At 65.6% G+C, this 22,255-nt stretch carries 22 protein-coding genes; 11 read left to right on the forward strand and 11 right to left on the reverse strand.

Going from position 1 to position 22,255, the window contains the following annotated elements:
* Nucleotides 1-7: 7 nt before the first annotated feature.
* A complete protein-coding gene (locus DM450_RS25735) occupies nucleotides 8-508 on the forward strand; it encodes a hypothetical protein (protein WP_185928723.1) in 501 nt (166 codons plus the stop codon).
* 11 nt (nucleotides 509-519) lie between these two features.
* Here DM450_RS25735 and DM450_RS06075 read toward each other — a convergent pair whose 3' ends face one another.
* The 7 genes from DM450_RS06075 to DM450_RS06105 all read right to left on the reverse strand — a co-directional run bounded on the left by DM450_RS06075 (nucleotide 520) and on the right by DM450_RS06105 (nucleotide 8,622).
* A complete protein-coding gene (locus DM450_RS06075; RefSeq protein ID WP_142633312.1) occupies nucleotides 520-2,049 on the reverse strand; it encodes a CpaF family protein in 1,530 nt (509 codons plus the stop codon).
* Between the two features lie 130 nt (nucleotides 2,050-2,179).
* Complete coding sequence (locus DM450_RS06080; protein ID WP_260610237.1) at nucleotides 2,180-3,715, reverse strand: hypothetical protein; 1,536 nt, start codon at nucleotides 3,713-3,715, stop codon at nucleotides 2,180-2,182.
* A 124-nt stretch (nucleotides 3,716-3,839) separates the two neighbouring features.
* On the reverse strand, nucleotides 3,840-4,097 hold the full coding sequence (locus DM450_RS06085) for an ATP synthase F1 subunit epsilon (protein WP_142633314.1): 258 nt from the start codon (nucleotides 4,095-4,097) through the stop codon (nucleotides 3,840-3,842).
* Nucleotides 4,098-4,103: 6 nt separating this feature from the next.
* Entirely contained in the window at nucleotides 4,104-5,561 is a 1,458-nt protein-coding gene (gene atpD / locus DM450_RS06090) for a F0F1 ATP synthase subunit beta (protein WP_142633317.1), read from the reverse strand.
* Between the two features lie 24 nt (nucleotides 5,562-5,585).
* The gene (locus tag DM450_RS06095) at nucleotides 5,586-6,458 is read right to left on the reverse strand and encodes a F0F1 ATP synthase subunit gamma (RefSeq protein WP_142633319.1); all 873 of its coding nucleotides are present in this window, start codon (nucleotides 6,456-6,458) and stop codon (nucleotides 5,586-5,588) included.
* A gap of 66 nt (nucleotides 6,459-6,524) precedes the next feature.
* On the reverse strand, nucleotides 6,525-8,054 hold the full coding sequence (gene atpA, locus DM450_RS06100) for a F0F1 ATP synthase subunit alpha (RefSeq protein WP_142633321.1): 1,530 nt from the start codon (nucleotides 8,052-8,054) through the stop codon (nucleotides 6,525-6,527).
* Between the two features lie 13 nt (nucleotides 8,055-8,067).
* Complete coding sequence (locus tag DM450_RS06105) at nucleotides 8,068-8,622, reverse strand: F0F1 ATP synthase subunit delta (RefSeq protein WP_142633323.1); 555 nt, start codon at nucleotides 8,620-8,622, stop codon at nucleotides 8,068-8,070.
* 227 nt (nucleotides 8,623-8,849) lie between these two features.
* Here DM450_RS06105 and DM450_RS06110 point away from each other — a divergent pair, with 227 nt between their 5' ends.
* Together DM450_RS06110 and DM450_RS06115 are read left to right on the forward strand one after the other, a co-directional pair.
* A complete protein-coding gene (locus DM450_RS06110; RefSeq protein WP_260610239.1) occupies nucleotides 8,850-9,329 on the forward strand; it encodes a DUF1203 domain-containing protein in 480 nt (159 codons plus the stop codon).
* A complete protein-coding gene (locus tag DM450_RS06115; RefSeq protein ID WP_260610240.1) occupies nucleotides 9,326-10,393 on the forward strand; it encodes a bifunctional transcriptional activator/DNA repair enzyme AdaA in 1,068 nt (355 codons plus the stop codon). The genes DM450_RS06110 and DM450_RS06115 overlap by 4 nt, the downstream gene beginning before the upstream one ends.
* On the opposite strand, the gene DM450_RS06120 is transcribed toward DM450_RS06115, so the two are convergent.
* Complete coding sequence (locus tag DM450_RS06120; protein ID WP_142633325.1) at nucleotides 10,378-12,543, reverse strand: primosomal protein N'; 2,166 nt, start codon at nucleotides 12,541-12,543, stop codon at nucleotides 10,378-10,380. The two genes, DM450_RS06115 and DM450_RS06120, sit on opposite strands and share 16 nt — an antisense overlap.
* Before the next feature lie 42 nt (nucleotides 12,544-12,585).
* Here DM450_RS06120 and DM450_RS06125 point away from each other — a divergent pair, with 42 nt between their 5' ends.
* The 5 genes from DM450_RS06125 to cysS all read left to right on the forward strand — a co-directional run bounded on the left by DM450_RS06125 (nucleotide 12,586) and on the right by cysS (nucleotide 18,366).
* Complete coding sequence (locus DM450_RS06125; RefSeq protein ID WP_260610386.1) at nucleotides 12,586-13,326, forward strand: DUF4197 domain-containing protein; 741 nt, start codon at nucleotides 12,586-12,588, stop codon at nucleotides 13,324-13,326.
* 115 nt (nucleotides 13,327-13,441) lie between these two features.
* Complete coding sequence (fsa, locus tag DM450_RS06130; RefSeq protein WP_142633328.1) at nucleotides 13,442-14,092, forward strand: fructose-6-phosphate aldolase; 651 nt, start codon at nucleotides 13,442-13,444, stop codon at nucleotides 14,090-14,092.
* 190 nt (nucleotides 14,093-14,282) lie between these two features.
* Entirely contained in the window at nucleotides 14,283-16,097 is a 1,815-nt protein-coding gene (cobT, locus tag DM450_RS06135; RefSeq protein WP_142633330.1) for a cobaltochelatase subunit CobT, read from the forward strand.
* Nucleotides 16,098-16,183: 86 nt separating this feature from the next.
* A complete protein-coding gene (locus DM450_RS06140) occupies nucleotides 16,184-16,846 on the forward strand; it encodes a nitroreductase (RefSeq protein ID WP_142633332.1) in 663 nt (220 codons plus the stop codon).
* Between the two features lie 56 nt (nucleotides 16,847-16,902).
* On the forward strand, nucleotides 16,903-18,366 hold the full coding sequence (gene cysS, locus DM450_RS06145) for a cysteine--tRNA ligase (protein ID WP_142633334.1): 1,464 nt from the start codon (nucleotides 16,903-16,905) through the stop codon (nucleotides 18,364-18,366).
* On the opposite strand, the gene DM450_RS06150 is transcribed toward cysS, so the two are convergent.
* A complete protein-coding gene (locus DM450_RS06150) occupies nucleotides 18,363-19,079 on the reverse strand; it encodes a TonB-dependent receptor (protein ID WP_142633336.1) in 717 nt (238 codons plus the stop codon). The two genes, cysS and DM450_RS06150, sit on opposite strands and share 4 nt — an antisense overlap.
* A gap of 61 nt (nucleotides 19,080-19,140) precedes the next feature.
* Here DM450_RS06150 and DM450_RS06155 point away from each other — a divergent pair, with 61 nt between their 5' ends.
* Nucleotides 19,141-20,079, forward strand: a complete 939-nt coding sequence (locus DM450_RS06155) for a D-2-hydroxyacid dehydrogenase (protein ID WP_142633338.1) — start codon at nucleotides 19,141-19,143, stop codon at nucleotides 20,077-20,079.
* Between the two features lie 54 nt (nucleotides 20,080-20,133).
* Here the strand turns inward: DM450_RS06155 and DM450_RS06160 are convergent, their stop codons facing one another.
* Nucleotides 20,134-20,565 carry a hypothetical protein gene (locus tag DM450_RS06160; RefSeq protein ID WP_260610241.1) on the reverse strand — a complete coding sequence of 144 codons (432 nt, stop codon included), beginning with the start codon at nucleotides 20,563-20,565 and terminating at the stop codon, nucleotides 20,134-20,136.
* Nucleotides 20,555-20,743 (reverse strand): hypothetical protein, encoded by a 189-nt coding sequence (locus tag DM450_RS06165; RefSeq protein ID WP_142637578.1) that lies wholly within the window; start codon nucleotides 20,741-20,743, stop codon nucleotides 20,555-20,557. The genes DM450_RS06160 and DM450_RS06165 overlap by 11 nt, the downstream gene beginning before the upstream one ends.
* A gap of 101 nt (nucleotides 20,744-20,844) precedes the next feature.
* On the opposite strand from DM450_RS06165, the gene DM450_RS06170 reads away from it, so the two are divergent.
* Nucleotides 20,845-21,477 carry a helix-turn-helix transcriptional regulator gene (locus DM450_RS06170; RefSeq protein ID WP_142633340.1) on the forward strand — a complete coding sequence of 211 codons (633 nt, stop codon included), beginning with the start codon at nucleotides 20,845-20,847 and terminating at the stop codon, nucleotides 21,475-21,477.
* 41 nt (nucleotides 21,478-21,518) lie between these two features.
* Nucleotides 21,519-22,202, forward strand: coding sequence for an MBL fold metallo-hydrolase (locus DM450_RS06175; protein ID WP_142633342.1), 684 nt, complete (start codon nucleotides 21,519-21,521; stop codon nucleotides 22,200-22,202).
* The last annotated feature ends 53 nt before the right edge of the window (nucleotides 22,203-22,255 follow it).

A 22,255-nucleotide genomic window follows, 5' to 3' on the forward strand; every position in this document is an offset into this window, starting at 1 on the left:
CTTGCGGATGCAACGCCCTTCGCTCCGCAGCAAACCCCGCCATCTGCGGGTTCCCGCTTTCTCGCCCGTGCCCTTGCGCGCCCGCGCCGATGGCTGGACTGCGGCCCGGCAGGCGGCCTTCCTTGGCGCGCTGGCGGAGACCGGCTCGGTCCGCGAAGCCGCGGCGCGCGCGGGCATGACGCGCGAGACCGCCTATCGGCTGCGGCGCCGGCCGGGGGCGGGCAGCTTTGCGGCGGCGTGGGACAAGGTGACAGGCGCCTCGGCGCAAGGTGACAGGCGCCCAAAACGGAAGGTCACACTGGAGGAGCGGGCGGGGCGGGCGCTTTACGGCGTGCTCAAGGTGCGGATGTACCGTGGCCGCCATGTCGCGACCGAGCGAAAGGCCGACAATTGCGCGCTTCTGGCCTATCTCTCGCAGCTCGACCGTCTTGCCGCATCCGGCGAGCCCGACTTCACAAGTTTACGGCGTTTCACACCCGCTTGCGTGTCAACCGGGTGTGAAACGTGAAGGGGCCGTGCTCAGAGGCAGGCTTCGAGATAGGCCTGATCGAACCCGAACTGGCGAGCCTTCTCCAGCGTATAGGGACGCAGGCCCGAGGGGCGGAATTCGCCGATGATCTTGCCGTCGTCGGTCTCGTCCAGATACTCGAACTTGAAGAGTTCCTGGGTGACGATGACGTCGCCTTCCATGCCGATCACTTCGGTGATGTTGGTGGTGCGGCGCGAACCGTCGCGCAGGCGCTTCACCTGCACGATGATGTCCACCGACTCGGCGATCTGGCGGCTGATGGCTTCCTTGGGGATCTTGATGTCGCCCATCAGGATCATGTTCTCCATACGGCCAAGGCACTCGCGCGGGGAGTTGGCGTGGAGCGTGCACATCGAACCGTCGTGGCCGGTGTTCATGGCGGCGAGCAGGTCGAAACACTCGGCGCCGCGGATTTCGCCCAGGATGATGCGGTCAGGACGCATGCGCAGCGCGTTCTTGACGAGGTCGCCGATGGTGATCGCGCCTTGCCCTTCAAGGTTCGGCGGGCGGGTTTCCAGCGGCAGCCAGTGCGGCTGCTGCAGGCGCAGTTCGGCGGCGTCCTCGATGGTCAGCACGCGCTCGCCCGGATCGATCATCTTGGACAGGGCGTTGAGCATCGTCGTCTTGCCCGAACCCGTACCGCCGGAGATGACGATGTTCATGCGGCAGGCACCGGCGATCTTGAGCGCGGTCGCCATCTTCTCGCTCATCGAGCCGAAGTCCTTGAGCATGTCGATGGTGATCGGCTTTTCGGAGAATTTGCGGATCGAGATCGCGGTGCCGCGCAAGCTGAGCGGCGGCACGATGACGTTGACGCGGCTGCCGTCCTTGAGGCGGGCGTCGGCCAGCGGCGTGGTCTGGTCGACGCGGCGGCCGACCTGGTTGACGATGCGCTGGGCGATCTGGAACAGGTGCTGCTCGTCGCGGAACTTGGTGGGGGCGAGCTGGAGCTTGCCCTTCTTCTCGATGTAGGTCTGGTTGGGGCCGTTGACCATGATGTCCGACACGTCGGGGTCGTTCAGCAGCTCCTCCAGCGGGCCGAAGCCGAGCAGTTCGTCGATCAGCACCTTCTCCAGCGCGAACTGTTCGCGGCGGTTGAAGGTGATCTTCAGTTCGGCCAGCACCTCGATGATGATCGGGCGGAATTCCTCGGAAAGCTCGTCCTTGGTCAGCGTGGCGGCGGCCTCGGGGTCGACGCGTTCGAGCAGGCGGGGAAGCACCTGTTCCTTGATCTTGTGGATCGAGGCTTCGAAGCCGCCCTGTTCCGACTCGCCCGAGTGCACCGCGTTGGAACGCTCGGCCAGGCGCGACATCGCGTCGTCGCGCAGGTTCTGCGGGGCGGAGGAGGGGCCGTCCATGCCCGGGACCGGCGGGAACTGGTCGCCGCCGGGAAGCGGCGAAGAGCCGGGGGCAGGGGCCTTTTCGCCGGCGCCGCTCTTCAGCGGCTTGGCCACGCCGAACGCGGGACGCGCGCCCTGGCCCATCCCTCCGATGCCGTTACGTCGCCCGAATGCCGTCATGTCTCACTAAACCTTTCCAGCGCCACGATTGCCCGGGTTTCCCCGGGAACCTGTGCGAATATGCAGAGGATTAAGGTTGAAACTTTGATAACTTCCTAATGCCGCACCGGCTCGCGCCGGGATTTTGGGGCTATCGTCCGCAGCCGCTGAACACGGTCTGCACTTGCGGGCCGTTGTGATCGTAGATGGTGAACTTGCGCTGGCGCTTGCAGGCGCGGACATAACGCTCGACCTGCCGGACGTTCGTCATGTTGAGCGGCGCGGCCTGGATCGGGAACTGCGAGATCACGGTGGAGGGGCGGCCGGCAAGCACCTGGCGCAAGGCTGCAACCTCGTCGATGCCGGTCCATTCGCGGCCCTCGTACATGTGCGGGGCAAAAGCGAGCACGCTGGGCGGACGGGTGCCGACCACGGCGTAGAGGAAGTTCGGATTGCCCCAGACGAAGATGTCGCGCCGTGGGGTCTGCTCAAGGATGTAGTCCACCATCTCGCGCGCTGCCGAGCGGGCCTGCCAGCGGTCCTTGAGGTGGAAGGTGCCGGAGAGCGCAAGGCTCACGCCGACCAGGGCGGCGATGCCGAGCCAGGGGCTGCGGCGATGGATGAAGTAGCCCGCGCAAAGGATGGCGAAAGGCGCCAGGGTCGACTGGGCGTAATGGACGTAGATGTTGGGGAAGGTGGCAAGCCCGAACAGCGCGGCGGCGAGCCAGAGGCAGACGAACGCCAGAACCTCGCGTCGCTGCGGTTCGCCGCAGGTTCGCGCCTCGGTGACGAAGCGGTGCAGGCCGATGCCGCCAAAGACCAGCGGGATGCCAAGCATGCCGATCATGACCAGTTGGCCCTTGAAGCGGATGCCGGGGTCGGCATAGCCGCGCGCCAGATTGGATTCGACAAGCGCGGTCCACATCTCGGGGAAATGACCGCGGGCAAAATAGAACAGCCCGGTCAGCAGCATGGGCAGCGCTCCTGCAAGCGCAAGCGGAGCGGCCTTCCAGAGCACGGAGAGCGGTTTGCAGCCGCCGCGAAGAAGCATGACGATGACAAACAGGCCGAAGCAGGCGCCTTCGATCGCGGTGGACTGCTTGTAGGCGATCGCGATCCCGGCGCAGGCAAAGGCGGCAACGACGGCGCGGTCGATGTGGCCCCGGCTCAGGCGATCGAGGCGCGAGACGATCAGCGCCGCTGCCGCGATCAGCCAGGTGTTGAAGAACACGCCGGCCTCGGCGTTGTCACCCTCGAAGCGATTGAGCAGGGCGATGTAGACGACGCCGGACAGCAGCGCCCACTGTGCGGGGGCGAGCCGTCTGGCAATGCGATTGACGCCGTAACCGCCCATCGCGGCAACCAGGGTGGCGACAAGCTGATAGGCGATCGCCGAGCGCGAGATCAGCCCGATCAGCGAAAAGGTCAGATAGAGGGCAGGGCCCTTGCGGTCCCAGATGTCGACATAGAGCAAGTCGCCGTCGAGCAGGCGGTGGCCTACGAGGGCGTAGTACTGGTCGTCGATGGCGTAGTTCCATTCGCCGTAAGCGGGAAACCGGAACGCCACGGCCAGTGCCAGGATGACAAGAAACTGCGCGGTGCGGCTTGCGCACAGACGCGACACAAGGGATCGTGCAGGGATAGTGGTCGATCGCGGGAAGTGCGACGTCAGCGGCATGCTTGTCATGAGGATCTCGCAGATTTGCGAGTATTCCTAGGCATGCAGTGGTTACCAAAGCGATAAATGCAAAAAGGGGCGCCGCGGTTGCCCGGCGACGCCCCCTTTCAAAGCCATGCGGCCTGCTGCGAGATCAGCCTTCGACGTGCTCGGCCAGCAAGGTCAGGCCCTTTTCGCCCACTTCGGCGAAACCGCCGGTGATGCGGATCTCTTCCGGCATGCCGCTCTCGGTCTTGTAGACCTTGATGGCGCCGTCAGCGACGGTCGACATGAAGGGCGCGTGGCCCTCCAGCACGCCGAACTCGCCTTCGGTGCCGGGGACGACCACCATGTGGACGCTTTCCGAGCGGACGAGCTTCGCCGGCGTGACGAGTTCGAAGAGCAGAGCCATGATCGCTTACGCCTCTTCGGCCAGCTTCTTGGCCTTGGCGACCACTTCCTCGATGCCGCCGACCATGTAGAAGGCTGCTTCCGGAAGGTGGTCGTATTCGCCTTCGACGACGGCCTTGAACGACTTCACGGTGTCTTCGAGCTGCACGAACTTGCCCGAAATGCCGGTGAAGACTTCGGCCACGTGGAACGGCTGCGACAGGAACTTCTGGATCTTGCGGGCGCGGGCGACGGTGAGCTTATCTTCTTCCGAAAGCTCGTCCATGCCCAGGATCGCGATGATGTCCTGAAGCGACTTGTACTTCTGCAGGGTTTCCTGGACCTTGCGGGCGGTCTCGTAGTGCTCGGCACCGACGACGCGGGGCTCAAGAACGCGCGAGGTCGAGTCGAGCGGGTCGACGGCCGGGTAGATGCCCAGTTCCGAGATGGCGCGGTTCAGCGTGGTCGTTGCGTCCAAGTGGGCGAACGAGGCGGCCGGCGCCGGGTCGGTAAGGTCGTCCGCGGGGACGTAGATCGCCTGGACCGAGGTGATCGAGCCCTTGGTGGTCGAGGTGATGCGTTCCTGCAGCGCGCCCATGTCGGTCGACAGGGTCGGCTGATAGCCCACGGCCGAAGGAATACGGCCGAGCAGAGCCGACACTTCCGCGCCCGCCTGGGTGAAGCGGAAGATGTTGTCGACGAAGAACAGGACGTCCTGGCCTTCCTGGTCGCGGAAGTACTCGGCCATGGTCAGGCCCGAGAGCGCGACGCGGGCACGGGCGCCCGGGGGTTCGTTCATCTGGCCGAAAACGAGGGCAACCTTCGAACCGTCCGAGGTGGCGTTGCCTTCGGCGTCCTTGGCGATAACGCCGGCGTCGAGGAACTCGTGGTAGAGGTCGTTGCCTTCACGGGTACGTTCACCGACGCCCGCGAAGACCGAGACGCCGCCGTGGCCCTTGGCGATGTTGTTGATCAGTTCCTGGATGAGAACCGTCTTGCCGACGCCGGCGCCGCCGAACAGGCCGATCTTGCCGCCCTTGGCGTAAGGCGCGAGAAGGTCGATGACCTTGATGCCGGTGACCAGGATCGCCGCTTCGGTCGACTGGTCGACGAATTCGGGAGCCTTGGCGTGGATCGGGGCGAACATGTCCGAACCGACGGGGCCACGCTCGTCGATCGGGTCGCCGACGACGTTCATGATGCGGCCGAGGGTCTTCGGACCGACGGGGACCGAGATCTGCTTGCCGGTGTTGGCGACGGGCTGACCGCGGGTGAGGCCATCGGTGCCGTCCATGGCGATGGTGCGGACGGTGTTCTCGCCAAGGTGCTGCGCGACTTCGAGAACCAGCTTCTGGCCGTTGTTCTCGGTCTCGAGCGCGGTGAGGATTGCCGGCAGTTCACCTTCGAAGGTGACGTCGACGACGGCGCCGATGATCTGGCTGATCTTGCCAGTGGCGGTCTGGTTTAGCACGGGTGCGGTGGCCATTTTGGTTTCCTTGCCTGCGATGTCTTAGAGCGCTTCCGCGCCCGCGATAATTTCGATGAGTTCGGTGGTGATCGCGGCCTGGCGGCTGCGGTTGTACTGGATCGTCAGCTTCTGGATCAGGTCGCCGGCGTTGCGCGTGGCGTTGTCCATCGCGGTCATCGACGCGCCCTGTTCGGAAGCGGCGTTCTCCAGCAGTGCACCGAAGATCTGCGTACGCAGGTAGCGCGGCAGCAGCGCGGCGAGGATTTCTTCCTCTTCCGGCTCGTATTCGGTCACGGCATCGCCGGACACGACCGCCTTGGGGGCGGGAACCGGGATGATCTGCTGGTCGGTCGGCTCCTGCAGAAGTGCCGAACGGAACTTCGAATAGAACAGGTGCGCGACGTCGAACTTGCCGGCCTCATACATGGCCACCAGTTCGTCGGCGATGCGCTCGGCTTCGTTGAAGCCGGGGTCACGCACGTCGGTGGTGTCGAACATGTGCGCGATCTGCTTGGGGAATTCGCGGCGCAGCGCGGCGCGACCCTTGCGGCCGACGAGGTAGAACAGGACGGTCTTGCCCTGTGCTTCCAGCTCACGCGCCTTGACGCGAGCGGCCTTGACGATGTTCGAGTTGAACGCGCCGCACAGACCCTTGTCCGAGTTGGCGACGACGAGCAGATGCACCTTGTCGCTACCGGTGCCGGCGAGCAGCTTGGGGCTGTTCTCGCTGACCGTGATCTTGCTGGCGAGCGAGCCCATCACCTCGGCGAGACGCGCAGCGTAGGGACGCGCGGACTCCGCGGCGGCCTGCGCCTTGCGCAGCTTGGCCGCGGCGACCATCTGCTTGGCCTTGGTGATCTTCTGGGTCGACTTGACCGAGTTGATGCGGCCTTTGAGTTCCTTGAGCGAAGCCACTCGTTTCTCTCCGTTTTCCGCTCCGGCCGCCTTTACGGGCAACCGGAACGGAGGATCAGGTCAATCTCAGGCGAACTGCTTGGCGAACGCGTCGAGCGCAGCCTTGGTCTTCGCCTTGGCTTCGTCGCCGAAGTCCTTGGTCGAACGGATCAGTTCGAGAACGTCGGCGTGCTTTTCGTGCATGAAGTCAAGCATTTCGGCTTCATACTCGGTGACCTTCGAAACCGGCAGGCCGTCGAGGTAGCCGTTGGTGCCGGCAAAGATCGACACGGTCTGCTCTTCGAACTTCAGCGGCGAGAACTGCTTCTGCTTGAGCAGTTCGGTCAGGCGCGCACCGCGGTTGAGGAGCTTCTGGGTCGAGGCGTCGAGGTCCGAACCGAACTGGGCGAAGGCCGCCATTTCGCGGTACTGCGCCAGCTCCAGCTTGATCGAGCCGGCAACCTTCTTCATCGCCTTGGTCTGGGCCGAACCGCCGACGCGCGACACCGAGAGGCCGACGTTGATGGCCGGACGGATGCCCTGGTAGAACAGGCCGGTTTCAAGGAAGATCTGGCCGTCGGTGATCGAGATCACGTTGGTCGGAATGTAGGCCGAGACGTCACCCGCCTGGGTTTCGATGATCGGCAGCGCGGTGAGCGAGCCGTTGCCGTTCTCGTCGTTCATCTTCGCGGCGCGCTCAAGCAGGCGGCTGTGGAGATAGAACACGTCGCCGGGATAAGCTTCGCGGCCCGGAGGACGACGCAGCAGCAGCGACATCTGGCGGTAGGCGACGGCCTGCTTCGAAAGGTCGTCGTACACGATCACGGCGTGCATCGCGTTGTCGCGGAAGAATTCGCCCATCGCGGCGCCGGTGTAGGGCGCGAGGTACTGCAGCGGAGCGGGCTCCGAAGCGGTTGCGGCGATGACGATGGAGTATTCCATCGCGCCGTTTTCTTCGAGTTGACGGACGATCTGCGCCACGGTCGAGCGCTTCTGGCCGACGGCGACGTAGATGCAGTAGAGCTTCTTGGACTCGTCGTCGCCCGCGTTCGCTTCCTTCTGGTTGATGAAGGTGTCGATGGCGACGGCGGTCTTGCCGGTCTGGCGGTCACCGATGATCAGCTCGCGCTGGCCACGGCCGACGGGGACGAGGGCGTCGATCGCCTTGAGGCCGGTCTGCACGGGTTCGTGCACCGACTTGCGCGGGATGATGCCGGGAGCCTTGGCTTCGACGCGCGCGCGCTTTTCAGCCACGATCGGGCCCTTGCCGTCGATCGGGTTGCCGAGAGCGTCCACCACGCGGCCGAGCAGGCCCTTGCCGACGGGAACGTCGACGATGGTGTTGGTGCGCTTGACGCTGTCGCCTTCCTTGATCTCGGCGTCCGAGCCGAAGATCACGACGCCGACGTTGTCGGCTTCGAGGTTCAGGGCCATGCCCTGCACACCGTTGGCGAATTCGACCATTTCGCCGGCCTGGACCTTGTCGAGGCCGTGGATGCGGGCAATGCCGTCACCCACCGAGAGCACGGAACCGACTTCCGAAACCTGGGCTTCGGTGCCGAAATTGGCGATCTGGTCCTTGATGACCTTCGAGATTTCTGCGGCGCGGATGTCCATTGTGGTGCCTTTCTTAGCCCTTCATGGCCTGGGCGAGCGAATTGAGACGGGTGCGGATCGAGCTGTCGATGCGCTTGGAGCCGATGGTGACGACCAGGCCGCCGAGCAGATCGGCGTCAACGCTGGTCTTCACGCTGATCTTGCGGCCCTCGCGCAGTTCCAGCTTCTGGCGCAGCTCTTCGACCTGAGCGTCGTTGAGCGGGTGCGCGGTGGTGACTTCGGCAGTCGCCTCGCCGCGCTGGGCAGCGGCGATCGCGGCGAAGGCACGAATGATCTCGGGCAGCGCGGAAAGACGGCGATTGGCCGCCAGCACGCCGACGAAATTCTTCGTCAGGGGTGCCAGGCCAAGCACGTCGGCCACAGCCTCCATGGCCGCACCGGCCGCCTTGCGGCTGATTTCGGGATTGCGAATCAGGTCGGCGAGGTCGCCGTTTTCCTTGATCGCAGCGCCGATACGCTCGAGGTCGCCCTCGACGCTCGTTACGACGCCGTTCTCGCTGGCAAGGTCAAACAGCGCCGAAGCGTAGCGCCCTTGCAAGCTGGCTTTGATGCCGCCGGAATTCTCCACGCGTGTCCTATCCTTACATCGGGTGGGCTGAGGCACTTGGGTACACGAATATAACGTGCCCCCCGGCCCGCAGACGGGGCGCGCATAGCGACGATAGTGTTACTATGCAAGGTGCGGGTGGCCACCTGGGGACAATGCCCAAAAAAGCGGTTTGAAAGCAAGGTGCGGGAAGCGGGGGCGGCGTGGGTGCTGCAGAACTTCGGGTGAAGCGTGGCAGGAGTGTGGCAGTGTCTTTTCGAATCGTTGGCCTGGAGGCAGGTGATTTCGCCCCCTATTTCTTCATGAGTGACGCGGAACTGAGACGTTCCGGCGCACGAATGGTCGTCGCCGATGCGCATCCCGGCTTTCCGTGCCGCGCCAGCCTTGAAGACGCGCGGCAAGGTGAGCGGGTTCTGCTGATCAATTTCACGAGCCACGATGTGGCGAATCCCTATCGAACCGCACATGCGATATATGTTCGCGAGGGGGTGTCGGCACCCGAGCCGTGGATCGATCGGCTGCCGCCGGTGTTCGCCGGCCGGACGATGTCCCTGCGCGGATTTGATGATGAGGGCATGATGGTGCGGGCGCTGCTGGCCGGGTCGGGAGAGGTGGAGGCGGGAATCGCTGCGCTCTTTGCCGAACCGCGTGTGGCCTGCATTCATGCTCACAACGCCGCCTATGGCTGTTTCGCGGCCCGGATCGAACGAGAGGGAGATGGCCTGTGACCCCGACGACCGCCCAAGCCGATCACGCTCCCGTCGATGAGGAGCGGGCCTGGCAGGCCGTAATGGCGCGGGACAAGTCCTTCGACGGGCGTTTCGTTACCGGGGTTCTCTCCACCGGCATTTACTGCCGCCCGTCCTGTTCGGCGCGCCATCCCAAGCGGGAGAACGTGCGCTTCTTTGAGGAGGCCGGTGAGGCAGAACTCGCCGGGCTGCGGGCCTGCCTGCGATGCAGGCCCAATGAAGTTTCCCGCGACGATGAGGCGGTGAATCGCGCGCTGAAGATACTGGACGCGGTGGACGGCGTCGCGCCGGGGCTTTCCGAACTGGCGGATGCGGTCGGTTATAGCCCCACGCATTTCCAGCGTGTGTTCAAGCGGGCGGTGGGGCTTTCGCCCGCCGCATATGCCCGTGCGCGGCGCTTCGATCGCGCGGGTGAGGCGCTGAGCAATGGTGCCAGCGTGACCGAGGCGATCTACGAAGCCGGTTTTGGTGCCGCGTCCCGGTTTTACGAGGGGAGCGACGGGCGGATGGGCATGGTGCCTTCGGCTTGGCGTGGCGGCGGAGCCGGGGTGGTGATCCACTGGTCTGTGGTGCCGACCACGCTGGGGGCGATGCTGGTTGCCGCCACCGCCAAGGGCGTTTGCCGGTTGTCGTTCGGTGAGGGACGCGAGGAATTGGCCGAGCGCTTCCCCAAGGCCGACCTGGTCGAAGGCGGCGAGGACTTCGCGCGGATCGCAAGGGATGTCGTTGCGGCCGTCGAGCAGCCGGGGCAATCGCGCGCGATCCCGCTCGACGTGCAGGGCACCGCGTTCCAGCAGGCGGTCTGGCACGAGTTGCAGCGCATTCCTCCCGGGGAGACGCGGACTTACGCGCAGATTGCCGCTGCCGTCGGCAGGCCCGGCGCGGTTCGGGCTGCGGGGTCGGCCAATGGCGCCAACAACGTGGCCGTGCTGATCCCTTGCCACCGCGTGATCCGCTCCGACGGATCGATCGGCGGTTATGCCTATGGCGAGGCGATCAAGCGCGAACTGCTGCGTCGTGAGAAGGCTCAGACGAAGCTGTAGGGGTCGACGTCGATGTGCACGCGCACGCCGCGCGGGAACTGGAGCGGCTCCAGCCATTCGCGCAGCACCCGCTGCAGTTCGGCTGAGCGCTTTGCGTTGATCAACAAGCGAAAACGGTGGCGCCCGCGCAGCAGCGACAGCGGCGCGGGGGCAGGGCCCAGCACCAGCATGTCGGGCAGGTTGGGTGCGGTGCCGCCGATGGTGCGGGCGGCGGCCTTGGCCTCGGCCTGATCCTCGGAAGAGACGATGATCGCGGCCCAGCGCCCGAACGGCGGGGCATTGGCATCGCGCCGCGCCTCGATTTCGGCGGCGTAGAAGGCATCGCGGTCTCCGGCCGCCAGCGCCGCGATGACCGAGGCTTCCGGATGGCGCGTCTGGATCAGCACTTCGCCGGGCTTTTCGCCGCGCCCGGCGCGCCCGGCGACCTGGGCGACTTGCTGATAGGTGCGTTCCGCCGCGCGCAAGTCTCCGCCTTCAAGGCCGAGATCGGCATCGACCACGCCCACCAGTGTCAGTTCGGGGAAGTGGTATCCCTTGGTGACCAGCTGGGTGCCGACGATCACGTCGATCGCCTTGTTTTCCGCCTTGGCGACGAATTCGTTCATGGCTTCGGCGGTGTTCATGGTGTCCGAAGTCACCAGCGCCACGCGCGCTTCGGGCAAGATTTCCGCGACTTCGTCGGCAATGCGCTCGACGCCGGGGCCGCAGGCGACCAGGCAGTCGCCGGTGCCGCATTCGGGGCAGGCCTCGGGCACCGGCACTTCGTGGCCGCAGTGATGGCAGGCCAGGCGCTGGGAGAAGCGGTGCTCCACCAGCCAGGCCGTGCAGTTCGGGCATTGGAAGCGGTAGCCGCAGTGGCGGCACAGCGTCAGCGGCGCATAGCCGCGGCGGTTGAGGAACAGCAGCGATTGCTCGCCGCGTTCGAGGCGCGCCTTCATTTCCTCGACTAGCCGGGGGGCGAGCCATTTGCCGCGTTCCGGCGCTTCCTTGCGCAAGTCGACGATCTGGATGTCGGGCAATTGCGCGCCGCCGAAGCGGGCGGGGAGGTCGATCTTTCTGTAGACCCCGGCCTCGGCCAGTTGCATCGTCTCCAGCGCCGGCGTGGCGCTGGCGAGGATGACCGGAAAAGCCTCGAATTTGGCGCGCATGACCGCCACGTCGCGGGCGTTGTAGCGCACGCCGTCGTCCTGCTTGAACGAGATTTCGTGGGCTTCATCGACGATGATCAGGCCGAGATGGGCGTAAGGCAGAAACAGGGCAGAACGTGCCCCTACGACGACCTGAGCGTCCCCTAGAACGATGGAGCGCCACGCGCGGCGGCGTTCGCTGGACTTGAGCGAGGAGTGCCAGAGGATCGGCGATACCCCGAAGCGATGTTCGAAGCGGCGAAGGAAGTTCTCGGTGAGCGCGATCTCCGGCAGCAGCACCAGCACCTGCCGATTCAGGCGCAGCGCTTCGGCCACGGCCTCGAAGTAGGTTTCGGTCTTGCCCGAGCCGGTGACCCCGTCGAGCAGGAACGGCGCGAACCTGGGGGTGCGGACGGCCTCCACGAAAACATCCGCGGCGGCCTGCTGTCCCTCCGACAGTTCCGGGACCGCGAATTCCGGGTTGGCGCGCGGATAGGGGCGGTCGAGGTCGACGGTGACCGGCTCCAGCAGTCCCGCGCCGACCATGCCGCGCAGCACGCCGTCGGAAACCGAGGCCAGCTCCGCCAGTTCCTTGATCGAGGCCTGCTCGCCCTGCAGCGCATCCAGCGCTGCGGCGCGCTGCGGGGTGAGGCGGGCCGGTTCCATGTCGGTCAGCCTGTACTCGGTGGTGGTCCCGCCGCCGCGCAGCGCCGCCATCGACCCCAGTGCCATGCGGGCCACCGAGGCCAGCGGGGCGCAGTAATAGTCCGCCGTCCACTCGATCAGCCGCCGGAGCCGCTCGGGGATGGGCGGGACCGGCAGGACTTCCAGAATCGGACGCAATTTGCTTTCGGGCACTTCTTGCGCGCTCAGGCGTTCCGCCTCCCAGACGATCCCCAGAACCTGACGGGGGCCGAGCGGCGCGATCACCACGGATCCGTGTTCGACGGGCCTGCCTTCGGGCACGCGGTAGTCGAGCACGCCCAGCGCGGCATTGAAGACAAGGATTCGAATGCGTTTCATCTGAAATGCATATAGGCATCGGAGTAAGGTCGCGTGAAGGACATGATGATGGTGAATTGGGGATCGCCGGACCTGGCGGACGGACATGAAGGTGCAGGGCAGGGGTACATGATCGAGCGCCGTGCCCTGCTGGGCGGCTTTGCGCTGTTGGGGGCCTTTGCCGTTTCCGGCTGCGCCACGACGGGCCTGCGCCGAGCTTTCACCAGCGATGCCGAGCCGGTGCGCCGCCTGATGCGGCTGTCGTCCGAGCGTGCCTTCACCTGGCTGGTCCAGCCGGACGGGTTCTGGACCAGCCCGGTTGCGCGCATTGCGCTGCCGGTGCTGTTCACCCGCACCGGTGCGACCCGCTCGCGCAAGTTGCGCTCTGCCGATTTCAGGATGAAGCTGCAGCACCAGCTCAACACCATCGCCGGCAAGAGCGCGGCGGTGGCCGCCCCGCTGGTGGCGCAGGCGGCCCGGCAGGTTCCGATTCCCGACCCTGCCGAGGTGCTCGGCGGCGGCCGTACCGCGGCAACCACGTTGCTGCGCAAGGCGATGGGCCCGGCGCTGGTCAATGCCATGCTCCCGGAGATGGAACGGGCGATGCAGCAGGCCGGTGATCCCACGCTGGGTGAGGCGATTGCCGCGCTGAAGGGGGTGACGATCACCGATGCCGCCCATGCCCTGGCGCTCGAGGCGGACAATGCCATCTGGTACGAGATCGGCTCGGCCGAGGCGGCCATCCGGCAGGATCCGGCACAGACGGGCGACAGCCTGCTGATCGCCACCTTCAAGGCGGCCTGATCGTTCGGCCGTTCGGCGGGGTATCCAGCACGGCGCTCTGTGCCTATAGGGGGCGCCAGAATCGCCCCTCGGGCCGTGGGCCTGAGGGGCGTGATGCCATTACAGGAACCCCGCCATGAAGTTCTTCGTCGACACCGCCGACACTGCCGAAATCGCCGAGCTGGCCGCTACCGGCCTGCTTGACGGCGTTACCACCAACCCGTCGCTGATTGCCAAGTCCGGCCGTGACTTCATCGAAGTCACCAAGGAAATCTGCGGCCTTACCGATGGTCCGGTCAGCGCCGAAGTCGTCGCGCTCGACCATGCCGGCATGATGCGCGAGGCCGAAATCCTGCGCAAGATCGCCGACAACGTCTGCATCAAGGTGCCGCTCACCTTCGACGGCCTCAAGACCTGCAAGGCGCTGACCAGCGACGGCACCATGGTCAACGTCACCCTGTGCTTCTCGGCCAACCAGGCGCTGCTTGCCGCCAAGGCGGGCGCCTCGTTCATCTCGCCTTTCGTTGGCCGTCATGACGACAACGGCTTCGACGGCATGGACCTGATCCGCGACATCCGCCTGATCTACGACAACTACGCCTTCGAGACCGAGATCCTCGCCGCCTCGATCCGCCACCCGGTTCACGTCCTCGAATGCGCCCGCATCGGCGCCGACGTCGCGACGATGCCGCCGGCGGTCATCAAGAACCTGGTCAAGCATGTCCTCACCGACAAGGGCATCGAAGGCTTCATGGCCGACTGGGCCAAGACCGGCCAGAGCCTCTGACAGGCTGCACGGGAAATGCCCATTCGGGCATTTCCCGTGCGGCACCGGCCCACTCCCCCACCCGACCTCCCACGAGCATATCCTGACGGGAAGTCGGATGGGGGAGTGGGCCGGTGCCGCAAGATCCGCGTGTCGCGGATTTCCATTCCAGCGTCTTGCGCCTGCGCGGCGATGTCGTCATTGAGCGGTGATGTCCGAAGAAACACCTGTCGACCGCTTCAAGCTCGCGCTGACCGGCGCTTCGCGCGCCATCGCCAACGATGCCGAAGTCGAGGTCAACTGGACCGCCGATGCCCCCAGCGCGACCGGGGGCACCTTCCGCATCCCGATGCCGGGCCGCTCCGTACCACGCGCCGCCGCGATGCAGGCGCGTGGCTATGCCGACAGTTTTGCGCTCAGGCTGCGCCACCACAACGAGGCGCTGCACCGCCGTCACGCCCCGTCCGAACCTTCCGCGCGCGCCTGCTACGACGCGGTGGAGATGGTCCGCTACGAAGCGCTGGGCGCCAATGCCTATGCCGGTATGCGCGACAATCTTGACGCCTCGCTGGAAGCGCGCATCGCCAGCGACCCGATCGCGCGCGCCGATGCGCCGGACAAGGTTCCGGTGCCGACGGCGCTGGCACTGCTTTTGCGCGAGCGCCTGACCGGCCAGCCCGTGCCCGACGTGGCGCAGGACGGCGTGCAGATGGTGCGCCGCTGGATCGAATCGAAGGCGGGCGACGACTTTGACGCGCTCGCCGGATTGCTGGAGGACCAGAAGGCCTTCCAGAAGCTCTCGCTCGACATGCTCGCGCATCTTGAGATGACGCAGGCCGATGAAGTCGACCTGCCGCCCGAGGACGCCGACGAGATGGACGGCGACGAGCAGACCGAGGAAGACGAGACCGGCGATGAAAGCGGGCGCGAGGAGCAACCTGCCGAAGCCGCCGCCGAACCCTCCCGGGGCGAGGACCAGGGGGAGGCCGAGGCCGAGGGCGAAAATCCGGCGGACATGGACGAGGGCCAGGAAGGCGACGAGGGCGATGAGGGCATGCTGCCGGTCCGCCCGAACCGCCCCTGGACCGACATTCCGGAAAGCTTCGACTATCAGGTCTTCACCGAGGCCTATGACGAAGTGGTCGGCGCCGCGGACCTCTGCGACGAAGAGGAACTGACCCGCCTGCGCGCCTATCTCGACGCGCAGCTCAAGGGCCTTCAGGGCGTCGTCACGCGGCTGGCCAATCGCCTACAGCGGCGCCTCATGGCGCAGCAGAACCGCTCGTGGGACTTCGATCAGGAAGAGGGCATGCTCGATGCCGCGCGGCTGGCCCGTGTGGTCGTCTCGCCCGGCCAGTCGCTGTCCTACAAGATCGAGCGCGATGTCGAGTTCAAGGACACGGTCGTCACGCTGCTGCTCGACAATTCGGGGTCCATGCGCGGGCGGCCGATCTCGATAGCGGCGATCAGTGCGGACGTGCTGGCGCGCACGCTGGAACGCTGCGGCGTGAAGGTGGAAATCCTCGGCTTCACCACCCGCGCGTGGAAGGGCGGGCAGAGCCGCGAGGCATGGCTCGCCAGCGGCCGTCCCGCCCATCCGGGCCGCCTCAACGACTTGCGCCACATCGTCTACAAGAAGGCCGACGAGCCCTGGCGCCGCGCGCGCAAGAACCTCGGCCTGATGATGCGCGAAGGGCTGCTGAAAGAGAACATCGACGGCGAGGCGCTGCTCTGGGCGCACAACCGGATGCTCGCCCGCCAGGAAGATCGCCGCATCCTGATGGTGATCTCGGACGGTGCGCCGGTGGATGATTCGACCCTCTCGGTGAACTCGGCGGGTTATCTCGAGGCGCACCTGCGCCGGGTGATCGAATGGATCGAGGCCAAGAGCCCGGTCCAGCTTGTTGCCATCGGCATCGGGCATGACGTTACGCGCTATTACCGGCGCGCCGTCACCATCATGGATGCCGAGCAGCTTGGCGGCACGATGATCGAGCAGCTTGCAGGTCTGTTCGAGGAAGAGTGATTTTTCTACCGGGCGGTATTGAATATGTGCCGCCCGGTCCCAAGTTCGGCGGCGGATTGCAAACTGCCGCCAACGAAGGGAAATTCATGAACGTCACCGACGCCGTCCTCAGCCGCCGCTCTATCCGCGCCTTCAGCGACGAGCCGGTGAGCCTCGACGTGCTGCACCGCGTGCTCGACAAGGCGCGCATGGCGCCTTCCGGTTGCAACTTCCAGCCCTGGGAAGCGACCGTGCTGACCGGTGAGCCGCTGAAGGCGCTGCAGGACAAGATGCTGGCCAGCCAGCCGCAGGATCCTGAGGAATACAGCTGGTCCGCGCCGATGCAGTCGCCCCGCCACGCCGCGCGGCTGCAGGAACTGGGCGGTCTCATGTATGGCGCCATGGGCATCGCGCGGGACGACGCCGCAGGGCGCCAGGCCTTCATGAACCAGAACGTCACCTCGTTCGGCGCGCCGGTGCTGCTGGTCTGCTATTTCGAGCGTTTCATGGGTTCGCCGCAGTGGTCGGACGTGGGCATGTGGCTGCAGACGATCATGCTGCTGCTGCGCGAGGAGGGCCTCGATTCCTGCCCGCAGGAATGGATGGGCCTCTATGCCCGGCTCATCAAGGACCACATCGGCGTGTCGGACGAGACGCACCTGCTGTTCTGCGGGCTCTCCATCGGCAAGCGGCTGGATACGGCCGTGAACACCTTCGATCGCCCGCGCGTCGCACTGGACGATCAGGTGAAGTTCCTCGGTTTCGAATGACCGGAATGCCGGGCGTGGCTTGACTGCGCCCGGCACCTGCCTAATTGCCCTGCGTCATGACCGAGACGCAAAGCCTGACGCTGTTCAACAGCCTGACCCGCCAGCTGGAGCCGTTCCAGCCCGTCCACGCCGGCGAGGCGCGCGTCTATACCTGCGGGCCGACGGTCTACAATTACCCCCACATCGGCAACATGCGAGCCTATGTCTTTGCGGACATCCTCGGCCGGACGCTCAGCCATGCGGGGTACAAGCTTACCCACGTCATCAACATCACCGACGTCGGCCACCTGACCGACGATGCCGATGCGGGTGAGGACAAGATGGAGAAGATGGCAAGGGCGCAAGCCCAGTCCATCTGGGACATCGCCGAGCACTACACGCAGGCCTATTGGGCCGACATCAAGGCGCTCAATATCCGGCAGCCGGCCAAGTGGTCGATCGCGACGGACTACGTTCCGCAGATGATCGCATTTGCCGAGAAGATCGCACCAAGGCACTGCTACGAACTGGAAAGCGGCCTCTACTTCGACGTTTCCACCGTTGCCGACTACGGCCGCCTTGCGCGTGCCGTCACCGATGAGGGGGAGGGGCGCATCGAGGCCGTAGAGGGCAAGCGCAACGCCGCCGACTTCGCGATCTGGCGCAAGACGCCGGAGGGCGAGAAGCGCCAGATGGAATGGGATTCCCCCTGGGGCCGGGGCGCTCCCGGCTGGCATCTCGAATGCTCGGTGATGTCGGGCGATCTGCTCGGCTTCCCGTTCGACATCCACACCGGCGGCATCGACCACCGCGAGATCCACCACCCCAACGAGATCGCCCAGAACCAGGCGTTCTGCTGCCAGCCCGAAGATGCCTGCGGCCTCGACGTGCCCGCAAATTCGGGTGCCAAGGTGTGGATGCACAACAATTTCCTCGTCGAGCGTTCCGGCAAGATGAGCAAGTCCTCGGGCGAGTTCCTGCGCCTGCAACTGCTGATCGACAAGGGCTACCACCCGCTTGGCTACCGCATGATGTGCCTGCAGGCGCATTACCGGTCGGAGCTGGAGTTCTCGTGGGAGGGCCTCGCCGCCGCGCTCGTGCGCCTGAAGCGCATGATTATCGTGGTGGAGCGGCTGGGCGATGTGGAAGCCGGCGATCCCGGCCACCCCAAGCTCGCGCCGATGCTCGAAACGTTCGAGAAGGCCATTCGTGACGATCTCAACACCGCGGTCGCGCTGACGGCGCTCGAGGATGTGCTGGCCGCCAAGAAGGTCGATGCGGGTGCCAAGCGGGCCGTCGTCGAGCGAATGGATGCCGTGCTCGGGCTTGATCTGTTCGGCACCGGCCGCGCCGATCTGCGCCTTCGTCCCAAGGCGGCCGAAATCACCGAGGCCGAGATCGAGGACGTGCTGGCCCGCCGCAAGGCCGCGCGTGCGGAGAAGGACTTCGCCAGCTCCGACGCGCTGCGCGATGAACTTGCGGCCAAGGGCGTTGAGGCGATGGACGGCGACCCGCTCGGCTGGGAATGGAAGCTCGCCTAGCCGAGCGGCACGACTTTCAGCTTGTAGGGCAAGAAGAGCAGCACTTCGGAAAGGCCGGCGCGCGTCCACTCGACCGGGCATTGCAGACCTTCGATTTCCACGCCGTAGCCATTGCCGAGCCGGCTCGCCATGCCCCTGGCATCGGCGGCGATGGCATCGGCGATCTGGCCGCGATACTGGTCCGGAGCGACGATCGAGAGGGTCAGGTCGCCGCTCTCGCTCATCAGCGCGCGGCCGACGGGCTTTACCGATTTCACGAAACGCGTGATCGCGGCCTGTGCGCTCTGGGCATCGATCGTGCCGGTCAGCGGTACTTTCGCGAGAAAGCTGGTGCGTTGGCTGTCGGGCCGGGAATCGTTGCGCAGTGTCAGGTCGCGGTAGTTCTGCGGGGTGAGCGGCTGGAGCGTACGCTCGCCATAGGCCAGTTGCACGCCGGCGCCCGGCGCGGCGGCGATGGCGCTGCGGATCATGTCGTAGATTTCGCTCTCGCGCTGGGCCTTGTCGCGGCTGTCGCCCGATACGGTGACTTCGACGATGGCAAAGTCGGCCTTTCGGCGTAGTCCCACGGCGGGCATCGTCGCGGAATAGTCATCGGCATCGCGGCGCGAGGCGGTGACCACGACTTCCTGCGAGCCTTCGTCCTGCGCCATTGCGCCGAACGGGACCAGCGAGCCCAGAAATGCAACCGCATATGCCCATTGCCGTCTTGCCATGTCGGCTTCCCCTGCCAATTTCACTCTTCTTCAAGTTGTTATGTCTGTCCGGAGCCTGTCAATGACCATCGTCCTCATCTCCGCGCAGTTCCGCCCCGGTCTTGAGGGGCGCTTGCCGGAGGGGATCGAGGCGCGCTGGTACAGCGATGGCGGTGAACTTCTTGCCATGGTGGAACAGGCGGATGCGGTCTGGCTGCACCTGATCGACGGCACGACCGCGCGCGAGGCGGTCACGCGGGGAACACGGCTCAAGTGGTGCAACGTGCTGTCCTCGGGTGTCGACTGGCTGCCGCTCGACCTGCTGCGCGAACGGGGCATCACGCTGACCAACGGCGGGGGCATCCATGCGCAGTCGGTTGCCGAGTTCACCGTCATGGGTATGCTGACGATGGCCAAGGGCTGGCGCGAGGTCGTGCGCGCGCAGGACCGTCACGAATGGCTGGCCGAGCCTCCGGGCAAGCGCGAACTGCTCGATTCGCAGGTACTGGTGATCGGTGCCGGTGAAATCGGCAGCCGCATCGCGGAAATCCTGCGAGCCTTCGGCGCTCAAGTGACCGGCGTTCGCCGTCGTCCGGGCCCGGGGGAACTGGGTGCGGAGGAGTGGCGCGGCGTGCTGGGGCAGTTCGACTGGGTGATCCTGATCGTGCCTTCGACGCCGGACACATACCGCATGTTCGGTTCGGCGGAGCTGGCGGCGATGAAGCCAGGGGCGGCACTGGTCAATTTCGCGCGCGGCACCGTGGTCGATCAGGAGGCGCTGCTGGCATCGATCGATTCGGGGCATCTGGGCGGCGCGTTCCTCGATGTCACCGATCCCGAGCCGCTTCCCGCCGATCACCCGCTATGGTCGCGGGAGAATGTCCATATCTCGATGCACCTTTCGGGGCGGGCGCAGGATCTGCTCTTTACGCGCGGCGAGACGCGCTTTCTTGCCAATGCCGAGCGGTTCGTTGCGGGTGAACCGCTTGGCCATGTCGTCGATCCGGGGCAGGGGTATTGATACCAACCTGCGTTGAGTTCGACTCCTCGCAGGTTGGTATGAGGCGGTGGCGGCTCAGCAGTCGTCGAGCAGCAGCAGTTCCACTTCCACCGTCATGCGCGCGGGCGGGCCTGCCGCATGGTCGACCGCGGCGATGGCGGCATCTGCGACGATTCGCCCCGGCACGGTGAATTCGTGATCGGGCAGGGCGGCGATCAGTGCCTCGCCCTCGACGATGGCATCCACGCCCTCGAATGCCAGCGCGATGGTGTGGCGCGAGCCGGAGAAGGTGGCGCTGCTCCACGGCCGTTCGGCGTGATGGATGAATTCCACTTGCTTGCCTGCCAGCAGCAGCACTTCCGAAAGCAGGAGCAGCCAGGGGCCGCGCGGCCTGCCCGCGCCATCGCCCAGCGCGCTGCGGGCGGTTTCGAGCATGGAGCGGAACTCGCCGGTGTTGCGGGCGTGGTTGCGACCGGCTTCGCGATGGGCGGCGGAATTAGTGCGCATGGAGGCTCTCCAGATAATTGTTCATGAAATGTTCGACGCGTTTCACGGTGCCGGCGCGGGGATTGCGGCCGTTGCGCAAGTCGGCGACGAATCGCGGGTCGTGGGTCGCCAGGCGACCGAACTTGGTCCACGGCATTTCCGTCAGGCGCAGAAAGCGCTCGATCTGGCGCAGTAGCATCGTGTGAAAGCTCCGGTTTTGGATGTTTTCGTAATGTTCCGGAAATCTCGGCATCCAAATCCTACTTGTCTAGGAAATTTCCTTCGGTTACGGATTACATTATGGAAACCCCGGACCCCCGCTCCCGCCTGCTGCAACTCGCCGATGCACGAGGGGTCAGCCTTTCGTCGCTCTCCCGGATGATCGGGAAAAATGCCAGCTATCTCCAGCAATTCATCAAGAAGGGCAGTCCTCGAAAGCTGGAGGAGCAGGACCGCAGCCTGCTGGCGCGGTTCTTTGGCGTGGATGAGGTGGAGCTGGGCAAGGGCGGGGAAAAATCCTACGATCTGACCGGATGGGTCGATGTGCCCCGGCTGGCCGTCGGCGCATCCGCCGGGCCGGGGGCCCATGCGGGGGAGGAGGAGACTTTCGGCACCTTGCGCTTCACCGCGCGGTGGCTGCGTTCGCTCGGGCTGCGGCCCGACGCGCTCTCCGCGATCAGCGTGACCGGCGATTCGATGGAGCCGACACTGCGTCATGGCGACGAGATCCTTGTCGACCGCGATTGGCAGCCGCTGCGCGATGGCATTCATGTCGTGCGTCTGGACGATGCCGTGCTGGTCAAGCGGCTGGAACCGGTCGGGGCCGGGCGGATCGCCTTGCTCAGCGACAATCCGGCCTACCGGGTGATCGAATGCGGGCTCGACGATGTGGTGGTGATCGGGCGAGTCGTCTGGAAGGGCGGGCGCATCTAGCGCAGTTGCATTCAGGGCGGCTTGCGGCCATCTCGTGCGACATGACCGAAACTGCCGACGAACGTCCGATGCGGGTGGGGATCATTCCCGTCACGCCGCTCCAGCAGAATTGCACGCTCCTGTGGTGCACCAGGACGATGCGCGGCGCCTTTGTCGATCCCGGGGGAGACTTGCCCAAGCTGCGTCAGGCGCTGGAGAAGACCGGGGTGACGCTGGAGAAGATTCTCGTCACCCATGGTCATCTCGACCACTGCGGCATGGCGGGCGTGTTCGCCAAGGAAATGGGCGTGCCGATCGAAGGCCCGCAGGAGGAGGACCGGTTCTGGATCGCGCAGCTTAATGACGACGGTCCGCGCTGGAACATGGAAGCGCATACTTTCGAGCCCGATCGTTGGCTCGAGAATGGCGATAAAGTGACGGTGGGCGAGCTGGAGCTCGATGTTGTCCATTGTCCCGGGCACACGCCGGGCCACGTGATCTTCCACCATGCGCCGAGCAAGTTCGCGATGGTGGGCGATGTCCTGTTCCAGGGCGGAATCGGTCGCTGGGACTTCCCGCGCGGGAACCTCGAGGATCTCGTCAACTCGATTACCACCGGGCTCTGGCCGCTCGGCGACGATGTGACGTTTGTGCCGGGGCACGGTCCGATCAGCACGTTTGGGGATGAGCGCCGGACGAATCCCTATGTCGGTGATGCGGCGCTGGAGCGCGGCCTGCCGGCGTGATCTTTGCGGTGGATTAAATGAAAAGGGCGCCGGTCCGACCGGCGCCCTTTTTG

This window comes from Sphingomonas sp. IC081 (assembly GCF_006874585.1).
GTDB lineage: Bacteria > Pseudomonadota > Alphaproteobacteria > Sphingomonadales > Sphingomonadaceae > Novosphingobium.